This is a genomic window from Paraburkholderia sp. Ac-20340, from assembly GCF_017104965.1.
Lineage (GTDB): Bacteria > Pseudomonadota > Gammaproteobacteria > Burkholderiales > Burkholderiaceae > Paraburkholderia.
In genome coordinates, this window is the sequence record NZ_JAAGPR010000001.1 from 193,259 (window position 1) to 215,317 (window position 22,059).

Annotated in this window: 22 protein-coding genes; 8 read left to right on the forward strand and 14 right to left on the reverse strand. The window is 60.7% G+C overall.

Going from position 1 to position 22,059, the window contains the following annotated elements; genetic code table 11:
- Positions 1-20 precede the first annotated feature (20 nt).
- Together G3N59_RS00905 and G3N59_RS00910 are read left to right on the forward strand one after the other, a co-directional pair.
- Positions 21-1,133 carry an NAD/NADP octopine/nopaline dehydrogenase family protein gene (locus tag G3N59_RS00905; protein WP_205980589.1) on the forward strand — a complete coding sequence of 371 codons (1,113 nt, stop codon included), beginning with the start codon at positions 21-23 and terminating at the stop codon, positions 1,131-1,133.
- Positions 1,130-2,137, forward strand: coding sequence for a 3-hydroxybutyryl-CoA dehydrogenase (locus G3N59_RS00910; RefSeq protein WP_205980590.1), 1,008 nt, complete (start codon positions 1,130-1,132; stop codon positions 2,135-2,137). Before G3N59_RS00905 ends, G3N59_RS00910 begins: the two co-directional genes overlap by 4 nt.
- Positions 2,138-2,191: 54 nt before the next feature.
- Here the strand turns inward: G3N59_RS00910 and hpaC are convergent, their stop codons facing one another.
- Positions 2,192-2,725 (reverse strand): 4-hydroxyphenylacetate 3-monooxygenase, reductase component, encoded by a 534-nt coding sequence (gene hpaC, locus G3N59_RS00915; RefSeq protein WP_205980591.1) that lies wholly within the window; start codon positions 2,723-2,725, stop codon positions 2,192-2,194.
- Between the two features lie 274 nt (positions 2,726-2,999).
- Here hpaC and G3N59_RS00920 point away from each other — a divergent pair, with 274 nt between their 5' ends.
- Complete coding sequence (locus tag G3N59_RS00920) at positions 3,000-3,635, forward strand: response regulator (RefSeq protein ID WP_205980592.1); 636 nt, start codon at positions 3,000-3,002, stop codon at positions 3,633-3,635.
- 52 nt (positions 3,636-3,687) lie between these two features.
- Here G3N59_RS00920 and G3N59_RS00925 read toward each other — a convergent pair whose 3' ends face one another.
- Genes G3N59_RS00925 through G3N59_RS00945 form a run of 5 tightly spaced genes read right to left on the reverse strand, consistent with a single transcriptional unit; the run spans position 3,688 to position 7,696 of the window.
- A complete protein-coding gene (locus G3N59_RS00925) occupies positions 3,688-4,431 on the reverse strand; it encodes an SDR family oxidoreductase (protein ID WP_205980593.1) in 744 nt (247 codons plus the stop codon).
- A gap of 44 nt (positions 4,432-4,475) precedes the next feature.
- Positions 4,476-5,609, reverse strand: a complete 1,134-nt coding sequence (locus tag G3N59_RS00930; protein WP_205980594.1) for an amidase — start codon at positions 5,607-5,609, stop codon at positions 4,476-4,478.
- Positions 5,606-6,145, reverse strand: a complete 540-nt coding sequence (locus tag G3N59_RS00935) for a nuclear transport factor 2 family protein (protein ID WP_205980595.1) — start codon at positions 6,143-6,145, stop codon at positions 5,606-5,608. The genes G3N59_RS00930 and G3N59_RS00935 overlap by 4 nt, the downstream gene beginning before the upstream one ends.
- A 9-nt stretch (positions 6,146-6,154) precedes the next feature.
- Positions 6,155-6,526, reverse strand: a complete 372-nt coding sequence (locus tag G3N59_RS00940; RefSeq protein WP_205980596.1) for a hypothetical protein — start codon at positions 6,524-6,526, stop codon at positions 6,155-6,157.
- Between the two features lie 54 nt (positions 6,527-6,580).
- Positions 6,581-7,696 (reverse strand): acyl-CoA dehydrogenase family protein, encoded by a 1,116-nt coding sequence (locus tag G3N59_RS00945; protein ID WP_241023138.1) that lies wholly within the window; start codon positions 7,694-7,696, stop codon positions 6,581-6,583.
- Positions 7,697-8,022: 326 nt separating this feature from the next.
- On the opposite strand from G3N59_RS00945, the gene G3N59_RS00950 reads away from it, so the two are divergent.
- Positions 8,023-9,492, forward strand: coding sequence for a PAS domain-containing sensor histidine kinase (locus tag G3N59_RS00950; RefSeq protein ID WP_205980598.1), 1,470 nt, complete (start codon positions 8,023-8,025; stop codon positions 9,490-9,492).
- On the opposite strand, the gene G3N59_RS00955 is transcribed toward G3N59_RS00950, so the two are convergent.
- From G3N59_RS00955 to G3N59_RS00965, 3 genes are read right to left on the reverse strand one after another with little or no spacing between them, the layout of a single operon-like run.
- On the reverse strand, positions 9,489-9,875 hold the full coding sequence (locus tag G3N59_RS00955; RefSeq protein WP_205980599.1) for a tautomerase family protein: 387 nt from the start codon (positions 9,873-9,875) through the stop codon (positions 9,489-9,491). The genes G3N59_RS00950 and G3N59_RS00955 overlap by 4 nt on opposite strands.
- Positions 9,876-9,928: 53 nt before the next feature.
- Positions 9,929-10,429, reverse strand: a complete 501-nt coding sequence (locus G3N59_RS00960) for an aromatic-ring-hydroxylating dioxygenase subunit beta (RefSeq protein WP_205980600.1) — start codon at positions 10,427-10,429, stop codon at positions 9,929-9,931.
- The gene (locus tag G3N59_RS00965) at positions 10,426-11,703 is read right to left on the reverse strand and encodes an aromatic ring-hydroxylating dioxygenase subunit alpha (protein WP_205980601.1); all 1,278 of its coding nucleotides are present in this window, start codon (positions 11,701-11,703) and stop codon (positions 10,426-10,428) included. Before G3N59_RS00965 ends, G3N59_RS00960 begins: the two co-directional genes overlap by 4 nt.
- Positions 11,704-11,834: 131 nt before the next feature.
- Between G3N59_RS00965 and G3N59_RS00970 the strand changes: the two genes are divergently transcribed.
- The gene (locus tag G3N59_RS00970; RefSeq protein ID WP_205980602.1) at positions 11,835-12,851 is read left to right on the forward strand and encodes a LysR family transcriptional regulator; all 1,017 of its coding nucleotides are present in this window, start codon (positions 11,835-11,837) and stop codon (positions 12,849-12,851) included.
- Here the strand turns inward: G3N59_RS00970 and G3N59_RS00975 are convergent.
- Complete coding sequence (locus G3N59_RS00975) at positions 12,796-13,770, reverse strand: PDR/VanB family oxidoreductase (RefSeq protein ID WP_205980603.1); 975 nt, start codon at positions 13,768-13,770, stop codon at positions 12,796-12,798. The genes G3N59_RS00970 and G3N59_RS00975 overlap by 56 nt on opposite strands.
- A gap of 157 nt (positions 13,771-13,927) precedes the next feature.
- The gene (locus G3N59_RS00980; RefSeq protein ID WP_241023106.1) at positions 13,928-15,877 is read right to left on the reverse strand and encodes a TonB-dependent siderophore receptor; all 1,950 of its coding nucleotides are present in this window, start codon (positions 15,875-15,877) and stop codon (positions 13,928-13,930) included.
- Here G3N59_RS00980 and G3N59_RS36860 point away from each other — a divergent pair.
- Positions 15,876-16,076 (forward strand): hypothetical protein, encoded by a 201-nt coding sequence (locus tag G3N59_RS36860; RefSeq protein ID WP_241023107.1) that lies wholly within the window; start codon positions 15,876-15,878, stop codon positions 16,074-16,076. The genes G3N59_RS00980 and G3N59_RS36860 overlap by 2 nt on opposite strands.
- Positions 16,077-16,257: 181 nt before the next feature.
- On the opposite strand, the gene G3N59_RS00985 is transcribed toward G3N59_RS36860, so the two are convergent.
- Both G3N59_RS00985 and G3N59_RS00990 read right to left on the reverse strand, forming a co-directional pair.
- Positions 16,258-17,139 (reverse strand): MBL fold metallo-hydrolase, encoded by an 882-nt coding sequence (locus G3N59_RS00985; RefSeq protein WP_205980605.1) that lies wholly within the window; start codon positions 17,137-17,139, stop codon positions 16,258-16,260.
- Positions 17,140-17,312: 173 nt separating this feature from the next.
- Entirely contained in the window at positions 17,313-18,407 is a 1,095-nt protein-coding gene (locus G3N59_RS00990) for a porin (protein WP_205980606.1), read from the reverse strand.
- A gap of 165 nt (positions 18,408-18,572) precedes the next feature.
- Here G3N59_RS00990 and G3N59_RS00995 point away from each other — a divergent pair, with 165 nt between their 5' ends.
- Together G3N59_RS00995 and G3N59_RS01000 are read left to right on the forward strand one after the other, a co-directional pair.
- Positions 18,573-19,550, forward strand: coding sequence for a LysR substrate-binding domain-containing protein (locus tag G3N59_RS00995; RefSeq protein WP_205980607.1), 978 nt, complete (start codon positions 18,573-18,575; stop codon positions 19,548-19,550).
- Positions 19,551-19,667: 117 nt separating this feature from the next.
- The gene (locus G3N59_RS01000; RefSeq protein ID WP_205980608.1) at positions 19,668-20,579 is read left to right on the forward strand and encodes a LysR family transcriptional regulator; all 912 of its coding nucleotides are present in this window, start codon (positions 19,668-19,670) and stop codon (positions 20,577-20,579) included.
- Here G3N59_RS01000 and gabP read toward each other — a convergent pair.
- Positions 20,549-21,967 (reverse strand): GABA permease, encoded by a 1,419-nt coding sequence (gabP, locus tag G3N59_RS01005; RefSeq protein WP_205980609.1) that lies wholly within the window; start codon positions 21,965-21,967, stop codon positions 20,549-20,551. The two genes, G3N59_RS01000 and gabP, sit on opposite strands and share 31 nt — an antisense overlap.
- Between the last annotated feature and the right edge of the window lie 92 nt (positions 21,968-22,059).

The window sequence follows — 22,059 nt, forward strand, 5'->3', positions numbered from 1 at the left end:
GCAATTGAGGAGAAGCTGGAATGAAGGTCTGCGTTCTGGGTGGTGGTCATGGATGCCATGCTGCGGCAATCGATATGCTTGAAAAAGGGCATGAAGTGGCCTGGTGGCGGCGCGATCAGGACGCCGCAAAAAAACTGCGGGCACTTGGCGAACTGGAGGTGCAGGATTGGCGCGGAACCCGGCGCGTACCGCTTGCGGCGCAGCGCACGCCTGGTGCGATTTGCGTGATCGACGATCTGGCGCAGGCACTGGAAGGCGCGCAACTCATTGTGATTCCGCTGCCGGCTACGACGCACGAACCGCTTGCCCTGCAACTCGCGCCATTGCTGAGAGATGGCCAGGTCGTCTATTTGCCTCCCGGCACATTTGGCAGCATGGTGTTCGCCGATGCACTCGCCGCAGCCGGTAATCAGCGCCGCGTGGCGATCGCCGAAACCGGCACGCTGCCGTATCTCGTGCGCACGCATGGTGCGAATCGGGTGGTGATCAGCGCTTACGCCACGCGTCTGCCTACGGGCATTTTCCCCGCCAATGCAGCGAATTGGGCCTTTGAAATCCTCGAAACGGCCTATCCTTCGGTCGAGCGTATTGAAGATGCCTTGTCTGCCGCATTGATGAATGCCGGCCCCGTAATTCATCCGCCGCTGATTCTGATGAACGCCGGTCCGCTCGAACATTTCGAAAGCTGGGATATTCATAACGAGGGCACGCAACCGTCTATTCGCCGGGTGACCAATGCGCTCGACGCCGAACGTATGGCCGTGCGCGAGGCACTGGGATACGGCGCGCCGCATTTCCCGCTGGCCGATCATTACGCGAGCGAAGGCGACGATTGGATGTATGGCCGCGGCGCGCACGGCAAGCTCACCGATAGCGGCGACTGGCGCGAAAAGATCGATTTGCAGACGCATCGTTACATGCTGGAGGACACGCGCCTCGGCCTCTCGTTCATCGTTTCGTGCGGGCGCTATGCAGGCGTGCCGACGCCTGTTGCCCAGGGACTGCTCGCACTGGCGAGCGCGGTGAGCGGGCGCGATCTCTATGCGCAGGGTCGTTCGCTCGAAGCGTTCGATCTCGCGCAGTATTCGCCGGCGCAATTGCGCAACTTGCTCGACAGCGGAGTGCGCGCATGAACGCGGCGCAGCATATCGACTGCGTGCATGTCGTGGGCGCGGGGCGCATGGGGCAAGGCATTGCATTGGCTGTTGCGTTTGCGGGTCTGCAGGCCACGCTCATCGATTTCAAGGCGCGAGCCGATGGCGAGCATGAAGCGTTCGTCGACAAGGCGCGCACATCGATTGGCGATCAATTGCAATCGCTCGTGGCGTTCGGCCGTATGACAGCGGAGCAGGCGGCGTGCGTGCTCGGGCGCATCGGTTTCGTGGACCGTGCATCGGGCGCGGCGGCCTTGCGCGAAGCGAAACTGATATTCGAGGCCGTGCCGGAAGTGCTGGATGTGAAGGCTCAGGCATTGCGATGGATGGAAGAGGCGGTCGATGTACAGGCCGTTATCGCTTCGACGACTTCGACCTTTCTTGTCACGCAATTGCAGGCATTCAGCACGCGGCCGGGGCGCATCATCAACGCGCATTGGCTCAATCCCGCGCATCTGATTCCGCTCGTTGAAGTGAGCCGCAGCGAGACTACCGACGCCGATGCCGTTGCGCTGACAACCGATCTGCTCGCACGTATCGGCAAGCGGCCGATTGTCTGCGCGCCGTCGGCGGGCTATATCGTGCCGCGTATTCAGGCACTCGCGATGAATGAAGCCGCGCGCATGGTCGAAGAAGGCGTGGCCAGTGCCGAAGATATCGATACGGCAATACGTACTGGCTTCGGCTTGCGTTTCGCCGTACTCGGCTTGCTTGAATTTATCGACTGGGGCGGCTGCGATATTCTGTTTTATGCCTCGCACTATCTCGCGCGTGAAATTGCGCCACGCTTCGAGCCCGCGCAGGCTGTCGTCGAGAATATGGAACAGGGTCGCGATGGCCTGCGTACGCGAAAAGGCTTCTACGATTACGCCGATGTCGATGTGCCGGCCTATGTGCGTCAGCGAGTGCAGTCGTTTGGCGCCTTGCTCGATCATCTGGGGCTCGCGCCAGCATTCGATGGTGCGTTGAGACAACCCGCCTGACGAGCGTATTCTCATCCTGTCAAAGCGCCCGAAAGGGCGCTTTTCTATGGACTTTCACGCAAGCGCGGGACGCGCAATCCGATGAAAATTGCGGCTGAAGTAGACCAGCCCGTCGCCGTCGTTGCGCACGCGAATATGCGTGGCTTCGACAAACATCACCGAATGCGAACCGACTTCCTTGAGCTCCACGATACGGCCTTCGATGCTTGCAAGCGCATCGCGCAGAACCGGCACGGCGGATTCTCCGTCGTCCCAGCCAGGCAGCGCGAAGCGCTCTTCCATCGGCAACTTTGTCATACCCGCGAAATGCTTTGCGAGGTCTTCGTGTTCGCCCGGCAACACGTTGATGCAGACGCGCCGGTTGCCCTCGAACGCCGCGTGCATGGCGCTGGAGCGATTGAGGCAAACCAGCACCGTGGGCGGCGTATCGGTCACGGAGCAGACGGCGCTGGCGGTAATGCCGCAGCGGCCGAACGGCCCATCGGTCGTGATGATATTCACGGCCGCAGGCAGATGCGCCATGGCCTGACGAAAATGGGCGCGCGCGTCGTCGGCTGCGGCGGGCGTGGTGTGCTGGGCATGGGTCATGACGTCGGTTCCGTGAGTAGGCGATACGTCTAGATTAGGGCACGGGAATTTTGAAAAGTATCGGCGCGAATGGTGCCTGAGTAAGCGCTTGTCCGCACTGTTCTAAAGATTTCTTTAGAGCGGCGCGGCGCGCACGAGCGGCTTTACCTAAGCGCTATTCCTACTTCCCGCCATAATTTCGACCGGCTAGGATAGTGCGCAAGGCGCTATTGCTCATTGCGGCGCACCTTTTGCCACGCGTTTCAAACCGCAGTCACTTTTCTGGAGAGAGCAGATGACGGGCCCTGCTCAGCTTGTTTATGTGGTCGACGATGATAGCGGCATGCGTACGTCGCTGGCGTGGCTGCTCGATTCGGTGGGTATCAAATCGGAAGGCTTTGGCAGCGCGACCGAATTTCTGGCGGCATTCGACGTGAACAAGGCCGCGTGCCTGATTCTGGATGTACGCATGCCGGAGCGTAGCGGTTTCGATGTTCAGGCGGAATTGAACAAGCGGGGCGCGACACTGCCGGTGATATTCGTCAGCGGTCACGGCGACATTCCCATGTCGGTGCGCGCGATGCAAAACGGCGCGATCGATTTCGTCGAAAAGCCCTATAACTCGCAGCAGATGCTGGACAAGGTGCAGCGCGCGCTCAAGATGGCGGGCGAGCGTCACGCGGTCGAACTCAAGCGCAGAGAACTGCGCAAGAGAATCGAATCATTGACGGCCCGCGAAAAGGAAGTGCTGCATGGCGTGGTCGACGGCAAGGGCAGCAAACGTATTGCAGCCGATCTGTCGATCAGCGTGAAGACGGTCGATGTGCATCGCGCCAGTATCAAGGAAAAGCTTGGTGCGGAATCGATTGCGATGCTGGTGCGCGATGTCGTGGCGGTCTGGAACCCGGACGAAGGCGCAGAGAAGAACTGAATGCCAGTCATGCCAGCTTGCCAGCCGCAGCAACGGCTGGCAAGACGCTGCATTAGCGCATATAGAGGCCGCCGTTGACGTCCCAGCATGCGCCGTTCGCGAACCAGGCTTCGCCCGAGGCCAGCAGTATTGCGGCATCGGCGATATATCCGGCGCTGCCCAGACGCCCAACCGGAATACCTGCGATCACCTTGTCGAGTTTGTCCGCAGGCACGCTTTCGTGAACGATCGGCAAATCGAGCGGGCCCGGCGAAATGGCATTGACCGTCACGCCTTTGGCGGCCAGATCGCGCGCGAACACCTTCGTCAACGTGAGCGTGCCGCCTTTGGCCGCCGCGTAATGGGCGCCAGTAGCCGAGCCACCATTCTGTCCAGCAAGAGAAGCGATATTGACGATGCGTCCTTCACCGCGATCGGCAAAATACTGGCCAAATACCTGGCAGCCAAACAGCACGCTTTTCAGATTGACGTTGATGGCCTGATCGAATTGCTCGCCGGTGATTTCCATCACCGGGACGACTTTGGATGCCCCGGCGTTATTGATCAGCGCATCCACCTGGCCCCAGCGTGCTACAACGGCTCTCAAAGCGGCTTCGAAATCGGCTTTCGAGGTGACGTCTAGCGCAATTGCACACGCCGTCGTGCCATCGGGGCTGAGCGAAACCGCCACGTCGTGTGCGGCGTCAAGCGCGAGATCGGCCAATGCAACACGATATCCAGCTGCATGGAATTTCGCGGCGAGCGTGGCGCCCAGTCCGCGCGCTGCGCCGGTTATGACAGCGACTCTTGATGTCATGCGAATAGACTCCAAAAAATTGAGCGTGGTTGCGCGTGCAACGATTACGTATTCAGTGCTGCTTCGATTCGCGACGCTACCGCGCACACGAGTTCATCGGCGCCATGACGGCCAACAATCTGAAGCCCGGCCTTCAACGCCGTTCCGTGCACGGGAACCGGCAGGCTGAGCGCGGGATGTCCGCTCAGATTGAATGGCCGGATCAGCGACGACATCGCAATGACCGAGGTGCCGTTGCGGGCCTGTTCGAGCGTGATGGGAAAGTCGGGTAGCGTGGGCATAACGAGGACGTCGAATTGCGCGAGTGCGCGATCGACATCGTCGTTAAAGTGCTTTCGCACGCGTTCGGCATTCGCGACATCTTCGTCCGTGGTGTTGGCCGCGGCGCGCAGACGTGCTTCGAGATCGGCTTGAAGCTGGCCTGTTTCGACAAGTTGCCCGAATGCCGAATAAGTTTCGCGATTGATAATGGCAAGGCCTGCTGCGAATGCCTGAGCAAGACCGGGCAGTTCGAGCAACGCGGATGTAAAGTCGGCTTGGCGGACTGCCAGGTCGACCGCGTCCGATATCTCTTTGCGCGCTTCGGCTTGCACAATGCCGACGCGTGCCGAAGCCGCACTGCCTTCAGCGATAGTGCGATCGAAGCGATCGCCAATAGCGGACATCGCCAGCGTAATCGTGCGCATATCGCGCGCAAAAGGGCCAACGCAATCGAGCGTGCTGATGGCCGGTGCTGCGCCGCTGCGAGAAACACGCCCAAACGTAGGCTTGAAGCCAATCACGCCGCAACACGCTGCCGGCCCGCGTATGGAGCCGCCCGTATCGGTGCCGATCGCGGCATCGGCAATACCCGCACCCACGGCGGCCGCTGATCCGCTGGACGAACCGCCGGGAATGCGCGAGGCGTCTTGCGGATTCAATGGCGTGCCCGTGTAGTCGTTAATGCCAGTCATGCCGAACGCAAGTTCGTGCATATTGGCTTTGCCGACGATTCTCCAGCCGTGATCGAGCAGGTTCTGGACCACCAAAGCATGCGACGGTGCAGGCGCGACATCGGCGAGCGCACGGCTTGCGGCCGTGGTGCGATAGCCCTTGATATCGATTGAATCCTTGATGACGATCGTCGGGCTGTCTGCCCCGTTGCCGCCGAGCGAAAATGATTCGAGCAAAGCACTCATGCTGAAAGTTCCTGATCTGTCGATGGCAAGGCCGCGCGCGGTGTCACTGTCCACGGCGCGTCGAACATGCGCTCGGTGCGGAAGTGGCTGATCAGCCAGTCGTGGCTGTTTTCCGCAGGCGTAAAGTCAACCACAAGACGCGCGCCGATCAATTCCGCACGGCTATCCACGTAACCGGAGGCTTGCAGCATGATCCAGCGTCCTGTTGCCTGTTTGCCATTCACGTGAATCGTTTCCGATGTGACGAAATGCACATTGGTCGTGAAATGCGGCGTGGGCGGCAAATAACGCGAAAGCAGGGCGACGATTTGCGCGCGTCCCACCGAACGGCCGAAGGTCTGTGCGTAATGCGTGCCGATGCCTTCCCAGACGGCGTTTTCGGTGAAGAGCGCGCCCAGCGATTCGCCGTCCAGCACGGTGGCCGGCACGTCGCACAGCGCCATATAGCGCGTGAACGTTTCGCGCACGGCGCGTTCTGCTTCCAGATTAGCGAGCCGTGTTTCGAGTGCTGCGATACGGGCATCGGAATCGGTCATCGCTCGAACTCACGCATTTGCTGCGGGCGGCACGACCAGCTGGCGTCCCACGCGCGCTTCGATCTTGCCGTAGCGCCAGAGGTTGTATTCGCCAACCGGCGTCGTGCGATAGAGATTGCACACGGCCGTGACGGTGTCGAAATCCACCACGTCAGCCATGATGTAAAAGGTCCACGGCGCGCCATCGGATTGACCGACGGTGAGGCGGTCGTCGTCCATGATGCCGAGCACCTGCACGCCTTCCATTGCGTCGATGGCCGAAAGCATCTTGCCGTATGCCTGCCATACGGTGCCAATCTGTTCGCGCGGCAGATCGAAAAAGTTCTGCGTCACGCCGCAGCAAAAGAGAACGCGCAGAGGGAGTGTGTTTGCTTGAGTCATCGAATGAATGCCTTTTAAAAGTCGAATGAATGAGTGCGGCCAGTAAAGCGCGCGTTACAGATAGCCGGGAATCGGCGGCACGCCCACGAATACGGCGCCCGCGCCGTCGTAATTGCCTTCGGCGAGAAATGCATGCTGCGTGACGACGATCGCGTCGCGCAAGAGGCGTTGCAGCGGATGCGAGCGGTAGATCGCCATCGTGCCGCCCAGACGGTAGGCGCGCATGACCACGTCGGCGCCTTCGCGTGCGACCTGCGTGGCTGCCAGGCGCAACAGGCTGACCTGATCGGGCGTGGCGCTATTGCCGGCGGCAATCGACGCCCACACGCTTTCGGTTGCCTCGTAGAAGAAGGCGCGAGCGGAGCGCAATTGCGCTTCGGCTTTCGCCAGTTCGATGCGGTAGTAGGCGCGGTCCGCGAGTTGGGGCGCGCCTGTGGTCGTGCGACGGCCGCCCGACATCTGGTTCGCCACGTCGAGCGCGGCCCGCGCGATGCCAAGATTCACCACGGCGAGCACCTGTGCCGCGTAGGCAACGGTGGGGTAGCGATAAAGTGGTTCATCGACGGTAGACGGGCCGCCGCGCACAAAGGTCCAGTCGTCGGACACCACCTTGCCCTTCAGGCGCAGGTCGTGGCTGCCGGTGCCCTGCATGCCCACCACGCTCCAGTTCTCGACGATTTCGATATCCGATGCACGAAATACAGCGGTGCGCGGCTTACCTGGTGCACCGCCGTCGCCCGCGCCGGTATCGATCCCCACGCCCAGCCAGTCCGCGCCCTTGCAGCCGCTTGCGAACTTCCACGTGCCTTCCACACGCCAGCCGCCGCCCGGCGCAGCCTGAACCTTCTGAACCGGAAACAGCCCTGCGCCAAAGGCCTGATCCGGGCCCGTGGCGTAGATTTTGGCCTGCGTTTCCAGCGGCAGCGCGGCGAGATAGATATTTGCCGAACCGAAACTCGCGACCCACGCAGCCGAGCCATCCGCGGTTGCAATGCGCTCGATCATGCGCAGAAATTCGGCAGGCGGGCGGGCATCGCCGCCGAAGCGCTTCGGCGTGGAGGCGCGATAAATGCCGGCCTGCTTGAACATGTCGATGACATCGCGGGGCACGTGGGAAAGCCGTTCGAATTCCTCGCGACGCGCCACGATGACTTCGACGAGCGCATCCATGACCGCCTCTTCGCTGGTGGCGTCTTGCAGAACGGAAGGCGCGGACGAAGCGGACGTAGCGGACGGAATGTGGCCGGTCTGCGGCGAAATGGCGGTCGCGGTAGCGGGCATGAAGCTTCTCCTGAATGGGGGCGGCGTGTTGTTGACGATGTGTTCCGATTTGTAGATCAGTCTAGGAACGACAAAATTGACCAGCAATTGGGGCGCAGACTCGAAAAACTGGGGAAATCCAGTGGCCATCTAAAGAAATCTTCAGGTACCGGAGTCGCGCGGCCGGTGCTATCTTTTCAATGGCGCGATCAGACCCATTCGAGAGAACCTTGCATATGACGTCCCTGGCAGAAGCCGATTTCCACCGTTTGCTCGATGCATTGACGCTTTGCGTGCTGCTGCACGACGCACAAAGCAAGGCCATCGTCTGGGCAAACCGCGCGGCATGCGAAGCACTCGGCTTTAGCGTGGACGAACTGATTCCTTTAAAGGCCGTTGACATGACGCGGCCGGAACCGAAATACGATCGCGAACTCGCTATTGCGGCAATGAACCGGTCGGCCACGCAAGGCCCGCAGGTCTACGAGTGGTGTTATCGCTCGAGGACCGGGCACGACATGCTTTCCGAAGCGATTGCGACCACGGTGAAGCTGGAGGCGCGCACGGTTGTCATGGTGCAGTTCCGCGATATCAGCGCGGAAGAATCGATTAAGCGCAGATTGCGCGCGCACGAGGCGCGCCTGCGTGAATTCATGCAGGACCTCGGCGAAGGCGTTGCGCTGCTCAACGAGGCCGCTGAAATCCAGTACATCAGCGAATCGGGCCGGCGTTTGCTGGGTTTGTCGCTGAACGATGCGGCAGGTTCGATCGTCGATTACACCGCCGCGGAAGAGAGTGCGCGCCTGCTGAATCAACTCGATAATGCGCCCGCAGACGGACCGTCGAGCCCAGGCCGCTACCAATGCGCCGATGGCGAGCGCTGGTTGCGCATTACCTGCCGGCGTATCGATCTCGAAGAAGATTTGCGTGGCGTGCTGATTCACTTTCGCGACATCACCGATGTGGTGCGAACCGAAGAGGCGCGCCGCACCGAAGCACGCATGCTCGAATACGCGGGGCGTTACAACGCGATGGGCGAAATGGCGATGGCGATCGCGCATGAATTGAGTCAACCGGTCGCGGCAATCAGAAACTTTGTGGAAGGCGCGATTCAACGGCTTGCGCAGGCGGCGCCAGGCGAATCGATTGTCTGGGGTTTGCGTGCCGCGGATCGTCAGGCAGAGCACGCCGCCACGATTATCAAAAGCGTGCGTGAGTACGTGGCGCGGCGCGATCCCAACATTGCCATTACGGATTTAAGGACTATTCTTTCCGAAGCCGCCTGGTTCGTGCAGTTGCGCGCGCGCGAGGCCAATGTCTCTGTTCATGTCGAACTATCCGACGATCCGCTGATGATCGAATGCGAGCGTGTCCTGATCGGCCAGGTGATACTCAATCTGGCGTTCAATGCCATTGATGCGCTGGCTTCGGCAGAATGCGCGCAAAAGCAATTGACTATCGGCGCGTGCCTGAATGACGGTCAGGCGCTGGTTTTCGTGCGCGATAACGGTCCGGGTATTTCGGAAGGCCACGAACGCCTGTTCGATGGATTTTCATCGGCGAAGGAAACCGGCAATGGCATTGGTCTTTCGCTTTGCAAAAGCATCATCACGCGGCATGGCGGCGTGATTCGCGCCTTCCCCGTGCAAAGCGGCGGACTCGAGTGCCGCTTCTGGTTGCCGCTCGACGAGGCAGCCGCAAGCTAACGCCCGAGCGACTTTGCGGTTTGGCCGCCAATGCCGAAATCCGTATTCGGAATGTCCTTGATCATCACGCGCGTGGCGTCGACAGGCGTATCGAGAATACGCGCGCTCGTTTCGCACAGCGCTTGAATGAGTGCGCGTTTCTGTTCATCGGTGCGACCCGCGATCAGTATGGCGACGATAACGGGCAGAGAGGGCGGCGTGTCTTCAGAGGCTGCGCGACCGCCGATGCCGTAATCGCTGGCGGGCAACTCACTGAGCAGAATACGGACTGATTCCGCCGGCGCGCCAATTGCATTCACGGTAGCGTACGTAAGCGTGTCGATAAGCGTGGCTTTGCGCGCCTCGGCATGGCCCGCAGGCATATAGACTTCGAGCGTGGGCATAAAATGGACAGCCAGTGAGAAGGCCCCGCAGACATATCGGGGCCATTTGCGGTTTAAAGAAGGAAGCCGATTGCGTTCAGCGCGTCGGTCGAATCGATCAGCCGGATAACCTTCTGCAGAAGACGCGGTTCATCGCCATCGAAGCGGATGCGATGCGTGAGGTCGGCGGCGAAAATCGTCGGCACCGAGCGCTTGTAGGCCACGATGATCTGCGCCGATTGCACTTCGACCACATTCGCTTCGTCGCTCGCCAGCGTAAAGCGCGAGACCGTCCGCACGGTGCGCGCCGCATCCGATGCGGAAGCCGAGTAGCCCGACGTCATGCGCTCCACGCGTTTCTCGCGCATGTCGTGGTCGTCGTAGGCGTAGTTGAGCGTGGCGGCGAAATCCGTGGTCGTGGGATCGATCGGCACGACATAGAAGCCTTCGGTGTCCCACAACTGCAGCCACTCGTGATATTCGCGGCGATCGAGCATTTCGGCTTCGCGCCAGATCAGGCGCACCGCGCGCGAAAACGTATCTTGCGACATCAACTTGTTGCGATCGTCCATCATGCCTCCATCATCTTGCGCCACTGCGCATAAGCTTCGCGCATGCCGGTCTCGTCGGTGGCGTGGGCGGTTTTTTCGCCATTCGGCGCGGTGGTTTCGCGATTCAGGCCGCGATTGACGAGGATCGGCGTGTTCGGGCCCGCATGCGCGCCGCGTTGCACGCGCTCCCAGGCTTCTGCGTCGTCGGGGCTGCCGAAACCGAACGGACCCTGGAAGTGTTCGTGAATGCGCAGACGCACGCGATTGGCTTCTTCGGGGCCGCCATCCATGCCCAGCGCCACGTGACGGATTTCCGTTTCATCGGCGGAAATCGGCCGTAACACGCGGAAGAACGCCATGGACAGCGCGAGATTCGGGAACAGGTTGAGATTGAAGCCCACGCCCATGAGCGAGCGCACGATGCGGCGCACTTCTTCGGGTGTGTGCTTTTCAGAAAGCTGCGCCGCGAGTGAGTCGAAACGCTCGGGCAGCGGCGCGCCGTCGTCCTGATCGAGATCGACCAGTTCGGGCACGAGCACGGCAAGGCTATGACCATTGCCGAGCGAGCGGCAGAACGCCTGATCGCTGGTCATGAAGCTCGTGATGACCGCAGTGGTTTCTTCGTCGATCGATTTGAGCCAGGACTTGTGCACGACCGGGAAGTGATAGAGATCGGTGGTGTTTTCAAGCTGGATCTTCCAGTTGCCTTTAAAGCGGAACTTGTGTTCGCCATTGGCCTTGACCGGATAACCCGCGCCTTGCTTCATGAACAGATCGATCCACGGCTTCGCGCCGCCGAGGAAGTCTTCGAGCGGTTCGATATCGGCATTGAAGCTGGCGAAGATCAGCCCTTGATAAACGCCTACGCGCAGCTTTTCCAGCGGCAGATCGCCTTTCTCGCACACGCCTTCGTAACCGTCGCCATAGGGCAGCGCGCGCAGCGTGCCGTCGAGCGCATACGACCAGCTATGGTACGGGCAGGTGAAGCCCTTGGCGTTGCCCTTATGTTCTTCGCAGACCGTCGCGCCGCGATGGCGGCAGCGGTTTTGCAGCACGTTGATGGTGCCGGTCTTGTCGCGCACGACGATCACCGGCTGGCGGCCGATAGTCGTGGTGCGGAAGTCGCCGGGATTCGGCAGTTCGCTTTCGTGCGCGACCCAGATCCACGTCTTGTAGAAGATGCGATCGAGTTCCGCTTCGAACAAGCTGGAATCGTGATAGAGAGACGGCGAAATGCGGTCGGCTTCTGCAAGGCCGCGCAGCGCACTCGTGTCGATGCTTTGCCAGGTTTCGCTCATGATGTGAGGTACGGTGGGGTGAGAATGAATCGCTGGCTGCTTGGCCAGTGCGTATAGGCAGTGTCGTCCGGTGGCTCTCATGCGTCAAATTGATCTAAAATTAAGGCGCACATAAACCAGATGGATATCTTATGCAGACGCTCGATGGTGTCGACCTCAACCTGCTGCGTGTTTTCCTCGCAATCGTCGAAGAACAGAGCCTGACCAAAGCGGGCGAACGCCTGGCGCTTTCGCAGCCCGCCATGAGTTATTCGCTCGCGCGCCTGCGCGCCTTGTTCGACGATCCGCTCTTCGTGCGAACGCGTCACGGCATGCAGCCCACGCCTATCTCACAGGAACTGGCGGTAATCGTCGAAAGGGCGCTCGATTCGGTTCGCGAAGCGCTTAGGTATGCAGAGCGATTTGACCCGAAGGTGAGCACGCGCGCTTTCCGGCTGTCTTTGTCCGATGCGGGGGAAATGGCTTATTTGCCGTCGATCTGCGAGGAAGTGAAACGTCTCGCGCCGCGCGTCAAGATCTGCATCGAGCCGCAGCCGGTCGGGCAGATCGAAGAGGCTTTACGTTCGCGCAAGCTCGATTTCGCGATCGGCAATTTGCCGGAACTGACGTCGCGTACGCGCCATCAGGTGCTGTTCGAAGAGGGCTATGTGTGCGTGCGTCGGCGGCGGCCGGAAATGGCCCGGCGCCACAAGATCACGTTGGCGGAATTCGTTGAAGGCGAGCACGTGCTGATCCGCTCGGTCGAGCATAGTCATCACGCGATTGACGACGCGCTGCGCACCAAGGGCGTCGCGCGAAATATCGGCCTGGAAGTCCCGCACTTCGTCGCGTTACCGGGCGTGCTGGCCGTAACGGATCTGATCGCGACTTTGCCGCGACGTCTCGCCGATCTACTCGCGCGTGGCGGCGGGTTTGAGATTTTCGAACTGCCAGTGCAGATTCCATCTGCTGCGGTGACGATGCACTGGCACGAGCATTTTCACGAGGACGAAGGGATCGCGTGGATGCGCGATCTGCTGGTCAATATCATGCAGCGCTTTGCTGGCACGGCGGGCGCGGCTGCTGCGCCGCGCGCCGCCAGAAAGACTGCCGTCAAACGTCCAGCACTAGCAAAGGCGAGCGCGAGCGCGAAACGCAGCAGCAAATAACCTTGTTGCTCGCGCGTTCGGCCTTGCTCAGACAATGGTCGCGATGGTCGGGATCGCCTTCGACCACATCGACCATGCAGGTGCCGCACACGCCTTCGCCGCACGACGTATCGATTTCGATGCCGATCGCGGCGAGCGCGTCGACAATGGTGCTGTCTTTGCCCACGCGCACGACCTGGCCGCTGCTGGCGATCCGGACTTCGAATTCATCGAGCGTCGCGCCGGTATCGGTAGCGGCGGCGGGATCGGCGCCGAAGCGCTCCAGATGCACTTCGGCGACGGCGGGCGTGGCTTCGCCAGCCTTGATCACGGCATCCATGAACGGCGCGGGGCCGCACGTGTAGACGTGCGTGCCGCTTTGAATATCGGCGAGACAGGTGTGCAGCGTTGCGTCCAGATCGTCGCTGCCAATGCCAAAGTGAAAGCGCACATGCGATGCAAACGGCTCCTGCGAAAGCACGGGCAGGAAGGCCGCATGTGCTTCGCTGCGCGCGAAATAGTGCAGCACGAAAGGCTCGCCGCTTGCGGCCAGTCGGTAGGCCATCGAAAGCAAAGGCGTAATGCCGATGCCCGCGCCAATCAGCACATGCGCACGGGCTTCGCCCACGAGGCGAAAGAGATTGCGCGGCTGACCCACCAGCAGTTCGCAGCCTACGCGCACATCGTCATGCAGCGAGCGTGATCCGCCACGCGATTCGGGCTCGCGTTTGACGGCGAAAAGCTGAAAATCGCCAACTGCCGGATCGCTGCACAGCGAATATTGACGCGTAATCCCGGACGGCGCGGTCACGTCGATGTGCGCACCAGGTTCGTAGTTTCCGAACGGCTGGCCGTCCATGCGGGCGATGCGAAACGAGCGAATGCCGTGCGCTTCGTCACGGATATTTTCGACGCGAACTTTGAACGTATGGGCTTGCATGGGGACACCATTGGGAGGCGATATTTCCTGGGGATGCCACGAGGGCAGTGTGTCGCCGCAGGATATCGACCCTTGATCAATCCGGCAAATTGATGAAAATTTGCATTATCCATTTGCCGGATTGATATCTTATGCAGTGTCCGCGTGCTGCTCGCGCTCAATAGCGATAGCCCAGCGTGAGCATCAACGAGCGATCGTCGCCCAGCGCTACTGCGTTGCTCAAGCCGCCCGTGTAGTAATGCTTGTTGAAAATATTGCTCAAACGCAGCGCGGCGTGCCAGCGCGGCGCGGTATAACCCACGCCCACATCGCTGACGACAAAGCCCGGAATCGTGTAGCCATACGCATAGAGATTGCTCTGGCCGCGCACGCCGCCGTTGATTTCCCAGCGATACAGTTCGCCCGGCAGCTTGTAGCGCGCGAAGACATTGAAACTGTGGCGCGGCACGTTATTGATGCGCGTGCCGTCGGTCGAAGGCGTCTGGCCGCCATCGTCGGCGATCACGGCGGAGGTATAGGCATAGCCGCCCGTGATGCTCAGATGGTTCGTCGGCGCCGTGTTGAAGCTGAATTCGAAGCCGCGCGAATGTTCTTCGCCCACGGCAATGCTGTAGCCGTCGTTGTTCGGATCGTCTTCCAGCACGTTGCGGCGGCGCAGATCGAAGGCTGCGACGGTCACGCTCGTGCGGCCTTTTTCGATGTCGAATTTCACGCCGGCTTCCCATTGCTTGCCGGTTTCGGGATCGAATGCCGTACCGCTCACGTCCGCGCCGCTGTTCGGATAGAACGAAGTCGCGTAGCTCACATAGGGACGCACGCCCGGAAACAGTTCGTACATCAAAGCAACCGATCCGGTGGTGGCGTTCGACGGATTGCCGCTGCGTGTGCCGGTGAGTTCGTTGAGCACGTCGCTCGACGCACTGTCGTATCGCACGCCCGCGAGCACGCGCCAGCGCTGGCCCAGCGCAATCTGGTCGCGCGCATAGAAGCCGAGATCGCGAATCGTCGTATACGTATGCGTTTTTGGCGTGGACGGGCAGGTGATCGTGCCGGTGTAGACCGGGTCGTACATATTGATCGAACCCACCGAGCAGGTGGTCGAATTCGCGTCCTCGCGCCCGCGCATATAGTCCATGCCGAAGGTCAATTCGTGGCGGCCGAGCGCGGTATCGAAAGTCTTCTGCGCGTTATTGTCGAGCGAGATGGTGTCGCCAGACCATTGCGAATCGGTGGCGGTACGGCTGAGCGTATAACCGTTCGAGGCGACCTTGCCATTGGCGACAAGCTGGCCGCCCAGCGAGAATTGCTGCCAGCGGAAGTTCTGGTTCACGGTCCAGCCCGAATCGAAATGATGCGCGAAGCTATAACCCACGCGCGCTTCATGGCCCGAATAAGGCTGTTGATCGGGCTCGCCGGTGAAGGTGTCGCGCGACAGGCTGCCGTTCTTGTTCGCGAGCAGCGTGCCGGACCACGGCAGGCCTTGCTGGCGGATGTAATTGCGTTCCTGGTAGCTCGTGAGAATGGTGAATTCCGTGCGCGGACCGAGATCGAGCGAGAGCGACGGCGCGATATAGCGATTGCGCGACCAGACATAATTGGTCTGATCGTTGGAATTCATCGCGAGCGCGTTGATGCGAAACGCGGCCTTGCCGTTTTCCGAGAGCGGCGTGCCCATATCGACGCTGCCCTGGTAGTAGCCGTGACTGCCGACGGTGGCATCGACATCGGCGAAGGTGTAGTCCACCGGGCGCTTGCTGACCATGTTGACCATGCCGCCGGGCAGCACGAGGCCGGAAAGCAGCGTGGCCGGTCCTTTGAGCACTTCGATCTGCTGCAGGCCGAAGGTTTCTTCGGCGAAACGGTTGTTGATGGCTGCGCGCAGACCATCCAGATAGATCGAATCCGACGCGGTCTGGCCGCGAATGATGAAGTCGTCCCAGCCACGCCGGCCATAGGTGCCGGAGATCACGCCGGGTACATCGTGCAGCGCGTCGTTGAGCGTCTGGACCTGCTGCGCGTCCAGCAGGTCGCGCGTGACGACGCTGATCGATTGCGGCGTTTCGCTCAGCGGCACCGACGATTTCGTGACCTGCGCAGCCTTGGGCATGTCGAAGGCCGCAGCGGGGGCGCTGCTGGCGGAGATCTTCACGGTGGGCAATTCGGTGGCGCTGTCCGTGCTGGTTGTTGCCGTGCTGGCGGCGCTGGCGGCCGTGGTGCTGGCTGCATCGGCAGCGGCGGCTTGCGCGAAAACCAGCGTGGGCGCCGCCGCGAAGGCGAGTAGGAGTGCGGCGTGGATCGGGCGGTAGCGCATCAAAGAAACCCCAAGCGTAATGCGAATCATTATTAATTGAGTCGCGCATCGTACTACGGGTTAATCCCTACCGGCAATGCGTGTTGTATCGGCGCAAATCGTTTCTGGCGGCTTGCTTTCCGCTGCGGAGGCCGCGCCTGCGGCCGCTGGCACGGCAGGCGCGGGGCAGGCGTTGCTCAGAACTGGTCGAGATCGTGCGCGACGTAGATATCGCCGGCGAAGGTCGTGTGCGCTTCGCTGACGAGCCTGGCCGCGCTGGCGTCGGTAGGTCCGACGATGCCTAGGTGCGTGAAGACCAGACGGTGCACGCCCGCCGCGCTGGCCAGTTGCCCGGCCGCTTCGGGCGTAAGGTGCTGGGTGCGCAGATGGGCGATCAGCGCGTCCTTCATCGGGCCTTTCATGTTGGGCATGGCGCGGGCCAGGTCGGCCACTACGCCGTCCACGTCGATCACCTCGCTCACCAGCAGATCCGCGCCATGTTCGAGTTGCGCGACGGCGTCGCTCGGGCCGGTATCGCCGGTGACGCCAATCGAGGCGCCGTTGTAGTCGAAGCGATACGCGAGCGACTGCGTGCCGTTATCGGCGTGATGGCCTGGCGCATCGTCGAAATGCGAATTTTGCGCGGCGCGCACGCGCACGCCATCGACATTCAGATCGCTGCCGCCTTCGATCGTGATCACACGCACCAGATCGTCGGGCGAGCGTTGATGCGAATGTCCTAATTCGATGCGCGCCACCGGTTTCATCGACTGCAATAAGCCTTGCACGACCGCGTCGGTGCCGGGCGGCCCGTAAATGGTCAGCGGCTTTTGCGCGTTCTGCATCCAGCGCAGGCCAATCAGCGCCTGCAGGCCGCCGATATGATCCATGTGCAGATGCGTCACGAACAGCGTATCGACATCCGCGGCACGCAGGTGCAAGGCGGCGAGCCGTTCGAGCGCGCCATCGCCGCAATCGACCAGCCAATGACGCTTATCGACGCTCAACAGATTCGCGGGCTGCGAGCGCTCTGCATACAGCGACGGGCCTGCGGCCGTGCCGAGTGTCGTCCACGTCATTGGGCCGGTATCGGTTTGAGTTTGAGCTGCGCTGGCGTGACTGGAGATTGGCGCAATGCCGGCAAGCAGATAAAGAAAAAGACTCGCGCGTGCAATGCGCCTGGGAGTGGAGCGGAATGATTTCACGATTGACTCGGAGAAGAAAAACTAAAGGATGCGCGTGCGAGACATCGTTAAAACGAATGGACGATGCTCGCGGTGACGGTAATCTGGTGTGAATTCGATGAGGGCTGCAAGAACAGCAGCGCCGCGTGCTGACCTTGACCGGTGACGTTTTCGATGGCCGTTTCGAGGTTCAATGTGGTTCTCGCCGAGAGCGAATAATGAAGACCGGCGTTATAGATATGCCAGCGTCCGCCCATTCCGACTGAATAGTCATAGCCCGCGCCAGCCAGCAGCGCGGGCGTGATTTGATACGTCACGTCCACTTCGCCCGTTTGCAGTCGCTCGGTCTGGTGATACGCGCGCATATTCGTGTACGCGTAAATGGCGTAGACCGTTGCCTTGCCGATCTGATAGCTGACGTTCGAAGCCGTGGTGAGCAGATTATCGAGTGCAATGCCGTTGGTGATCGTGGCGGAAGCGGGCTTTCCGAACGCATAAGGCAGGCCGATCGATGCCGGGTTGATCGTGATGCCATTGATATTGCTGAGCGTGCTCTGCGCCTGAAAGCCGCCATTGCGATAGCCGATTCTGAAACCATAAGCGCGACCGGTATTGGTCACAGGCGCTGCGGTCGAACCGAAGCTGTACATCGCGCCGAAATCCAGGCCGCGATAGGTGGGACTTTCATACGAAATCGCGTTATTGAAAAAGGACTGAACGATCTGGTCGAAGTTGCCGGGATGGAAACCGAAGATCGAACCGTGAGCGGCGACATAGGGCGCGAGGCTCGTCGCGAACTGGCGGATTCGCCCCAGTTTGACGGTGCCATACGTGGTGTCGGAAAGCCCAACCCACGCTTCCTGGCTGAACATCGAACCAGTTGTGTTGATCGCGCCGTTGGTGGGTTTGAAGATGGTGGCGAGCTTGAAAATGGCGCTGGTTCCGCCGCCCAGATTCTCCTTGCCGAGCAAACCGAATTGACTCGGAATGCCGGTGTTATTCGATTCGCTCCAGGATCGATGTCCGCCTCCGTTGCTGTTATAGGTCAGCCCGACATCGACGATGCCAAATAGCGTGACACTCGATTGCGCCTGCGCCACCTCCGCTTGTAAAAGTCCAGCGCAAAGCAATGCGCCGCTGGCGCACGCAAATTTCGAGGGCATGGTGTCTCCAGTATTTATTGTGTTGTTGCGCGGCTTGCCGGCCTGCGTACTATGCTGGAGGATTGTGTATCGATTGATGAAAGGTTAAGCTTGATTGATAACTACAGCATATGAGTGTGTTTTCCCATGCGAGCCACTTCAAGAGACCCCCTCGAACAGGGTGAGATGCTTGTCCACGCGAGCGGCGCGATTACTGGTGCGATCGTCGAACAGGCCTTGCGCAAGCTGCGCCTGCGCGATCTGGAAACGCTGCGGATTCTGGATAAAACGCGCAGCTTCGCCAGAACGTCGGAAGCCGTAGCGCTTTCGCAACCTGCGTTGTCGAAGTGGCTGCGCGAGCTGGAAAGCGCGCTGGGCATCGCGCTATTCGAGCGGACCACGCGCCGCGTTGCGCCAACCGCCTATGGCGAGGCGCTGCTTGAATTCGTCGGCCGTGTGCTGGCGGAAATGCAGAACGTTGGCCCGACGCTGGAGGCATTGCGCACGGGCACTGGTCGGCCGGTTTCGCTGGGCTGTCTGCCGAATATGGCGCAACTGATCGTGCCGGGCACGCTTGGCAGGCTGGTGGAGAATGGGCATTCGATTCGTCTGAATGTTCAGGAAGGCTCGTTTACGAGCTTGCTGACACAGGTGGAGCGGCGGGAGCTGGACGTGCTCGTGTGTCACCAGAATGCCACCGTGCTTTCATCGGGGCTTGAAGTCGTGCCGCTGTATCGCGATGAAATCAGTGTGGTTTGCGGGCCGAAGCATCCGCTCATGCGGCGCAAGACGGTCACCTGGCAGGATGCCGCGGAATTTCCATGGATCGCGCCGCCATCGGGCACGGCGTTTCGTAATGCGCTCAACCGGGAGTTCGCGGAGGCAGGCGTGGCGCCGCCGCGCGTGATGCTCGAAACGCTCTCGAAGGAAACCAGTGCGCTGATCGCGCAGCGGCTGCCGTGCCTCTATATCACGTCGTTCAAGAACTGGCGGCTTGCCGATCGCCGCGGCGAGAAAGTGCATCGTTTGCCGTTGCGGATCACGACGATTCCCGAAGCGGTGTGCGCGGCATTTTGCAAACCGGCGGGGTTCTCGGTTGGCGCGGTGATCGAGGCAATGAAGCAGATCGATTTTGAAGTGGCGGGGGTGAGCGGGTATGGGTGATTGCAGCAGCAGGGTGTTTATTTCAGGTTTTTATGCCTGATTTTCAGACCTGACGCTAAAATCCCAGCAGCCTCACTGAAAAGCATCTGCCTGAGGAGGGCGCCAGACGTGCCGGTTGTGAAGATACATCTCGAAGGGCAGATTTCGGATTTCGATCTGCGGCTGCTGCGTATATTCAAGGTCGTAGTGGAATCAGGCGGCTTTACCGCTGCTGAAGTCGAACTCAACATCTCGCGCTCCGCAATCAGCACCGCCATTGCCGATCTGGAAACGCGGCTCGGTTTCAGTCTGTGCCGCCGGGGACGTTCGGGATTTTCGGTGACCGATGCCGGCGCTCAGGTCTACGAAAAGATGCTGGTGCTGTTCGGTTCCATCGATACCTTTCGCACGCAGATCAATGCCATTCACACGCAACTGAAAGGCGAAATCCGCATTGGCATTACCGATAATCTCGTGAGCATGCAGCGCATGAAGATTGTCGGTTCGCTACGCACGCTCAAGACGGCGGCGCCTGGCGTGTTGATCAATATCCGCATGATGCCGCCTACCGAGATCGAAAAGGCCGTGCTCACTTCCGAACTCGACATCGGCATGATTCCGCAATGGCGCACTACGCCGGGCCTCAATTACGAGCCCATTTACGATGAAGAATCGGGCCTGTATTGCGGCGCGGAGCATCCGCTTTTTTCGATTCCCGATGCACAACTCGATGCCGCTACGGTGCTGAGCCACGACTTCGCGGTGCCCGCTTACGCACAGCCCGAACGGATTCAGGCGATCTACCGCAGCAAGCAGGCATCGGCTACCGTGAGCGATCGCGAGGGCGTGGCTTTTTTGCTGCTCACGGGTTGCTTTATCGGCTTGCTGCCCACGCATTACGCGCAGCAATGGGTGAGCACGGGCATGATGCGCCGTGTGCTCCCCAGTGAGTTCACCTTCGTGAGCCAGTACGTGGCCGTGAGCCGCGCCACCAGTACCGACGACCAGATTCTCGCGACTTATCTGGCCGCACTGCGCAAAGCCGTCTGAGGCGTCACGCGGCGCGCGCGCATGATCCCCAGCAGCGCAATGGCGCCGGCCAGTACCGCCGTCGATCCCACTTCGTAGCGATGCGCGGGCAGTACGACCATCGTGACCAGCACGGCGGCGATCAGCAGAATCACCACCCATGTGAGGTACGGATAAAGCCACATGCGGCATTCGATACGCACGCCGTCTTTCGCGAGCACGCCGCGCATGCGCAGTTGCGATACGGCGATCACCAGATAAACCAGCAGCGCGATCGCGCCCGATCCCGAAAGCAGGAAGGTAAAGACTTCGCTGGGCGCGAAGAAGTTCGACGCGGTGACCAGCAAGCCGATGATGGTGCTGCCGATCACCGCCGCGCGCGGCACGCCTTCGCCCGATGTGCGATGAAAACGCTGCGGCGCGTCGCCGCGTTTGCTCAGCGAAAACAACATGCGCGAGGAAATATAGATCGCCGAATTCAGGCAACTTGCCACCGCGGCCAGCACGACCACGTCGACAATGGCTTTCGCATGCGGGACATGCATCAGTTCGAGCGTGCGCTGATACGAGCCATGCAGCGGCAACAGCGGATCGTTCCACGGCACTACCGAAATCACCACGAAAACGGAACCCACATAAAACAGGCAGATGCGCCAGATGACCGAGCGCGTCGCTTTAGAGATCTGCCGTGCGGGGTCTTTCGATTCGGAAGCGGCAATCGTCACGACTTCCGCGCCGATAAAGCTGAACATCGTCGTGAGCAATGCGCCGACCACTGCGCCAGCACCGTTCGGCGCGAAGCCGCCGTGTGCTTCCACGAGCCGCGAAACCCCGCTGACGGGCGCGGCGGGGATCAGCCCGAGTATCGCCGCTACGCCAAAGCCGATAAACAGCACGATCGACACGACCTTCAACATGGCGAACCAGAATTCGAATTCGCCGTACTTGCCCACGCTAAAGAGATTCGTGACGGTGAGCAGCGCCGTGATGCCGAGCGCAAATACCCAGACATGCACGGCGGGCAGCCAGGTGTTGAGGATGGTTGCGGCCGCAATCGCTTCGAGCGGCACGACCAGCACCCAGAACCACCAGTAGAGCCAGCCGATCGTGAAGCCCGCCCAGTGACCGATGGCGCGATCCGCGTAGGTGGAGAACGAACCCGTGTCGGGCGAGGCGACGGCCATTTCGCCGAGCATGCGCATCACGAGCACGACCAGCAGGCCCGCGAGAATATAGGCGATGATCGCGGCGGGTCCGGCTGCTGCAATCGCACGGCCCGACGCCACAAAAAGGCCCGCGCCGATCACCCCGGCCACCGAGATCATGGTGACGTGCCGCTGTTTGAAGCCGGGCGTGAGTGACGAATGAGATGCCGGCGGCTGGGCGCCGGCCGTGGGAGATATCGACATGTGTGCTCCTCCATGAAATGGATTGATCGCGTAGTGCGTTGCGTATTCAATCGTTCTACTGACGATTTGGTGAATGCCGGTTAGGGCGGATA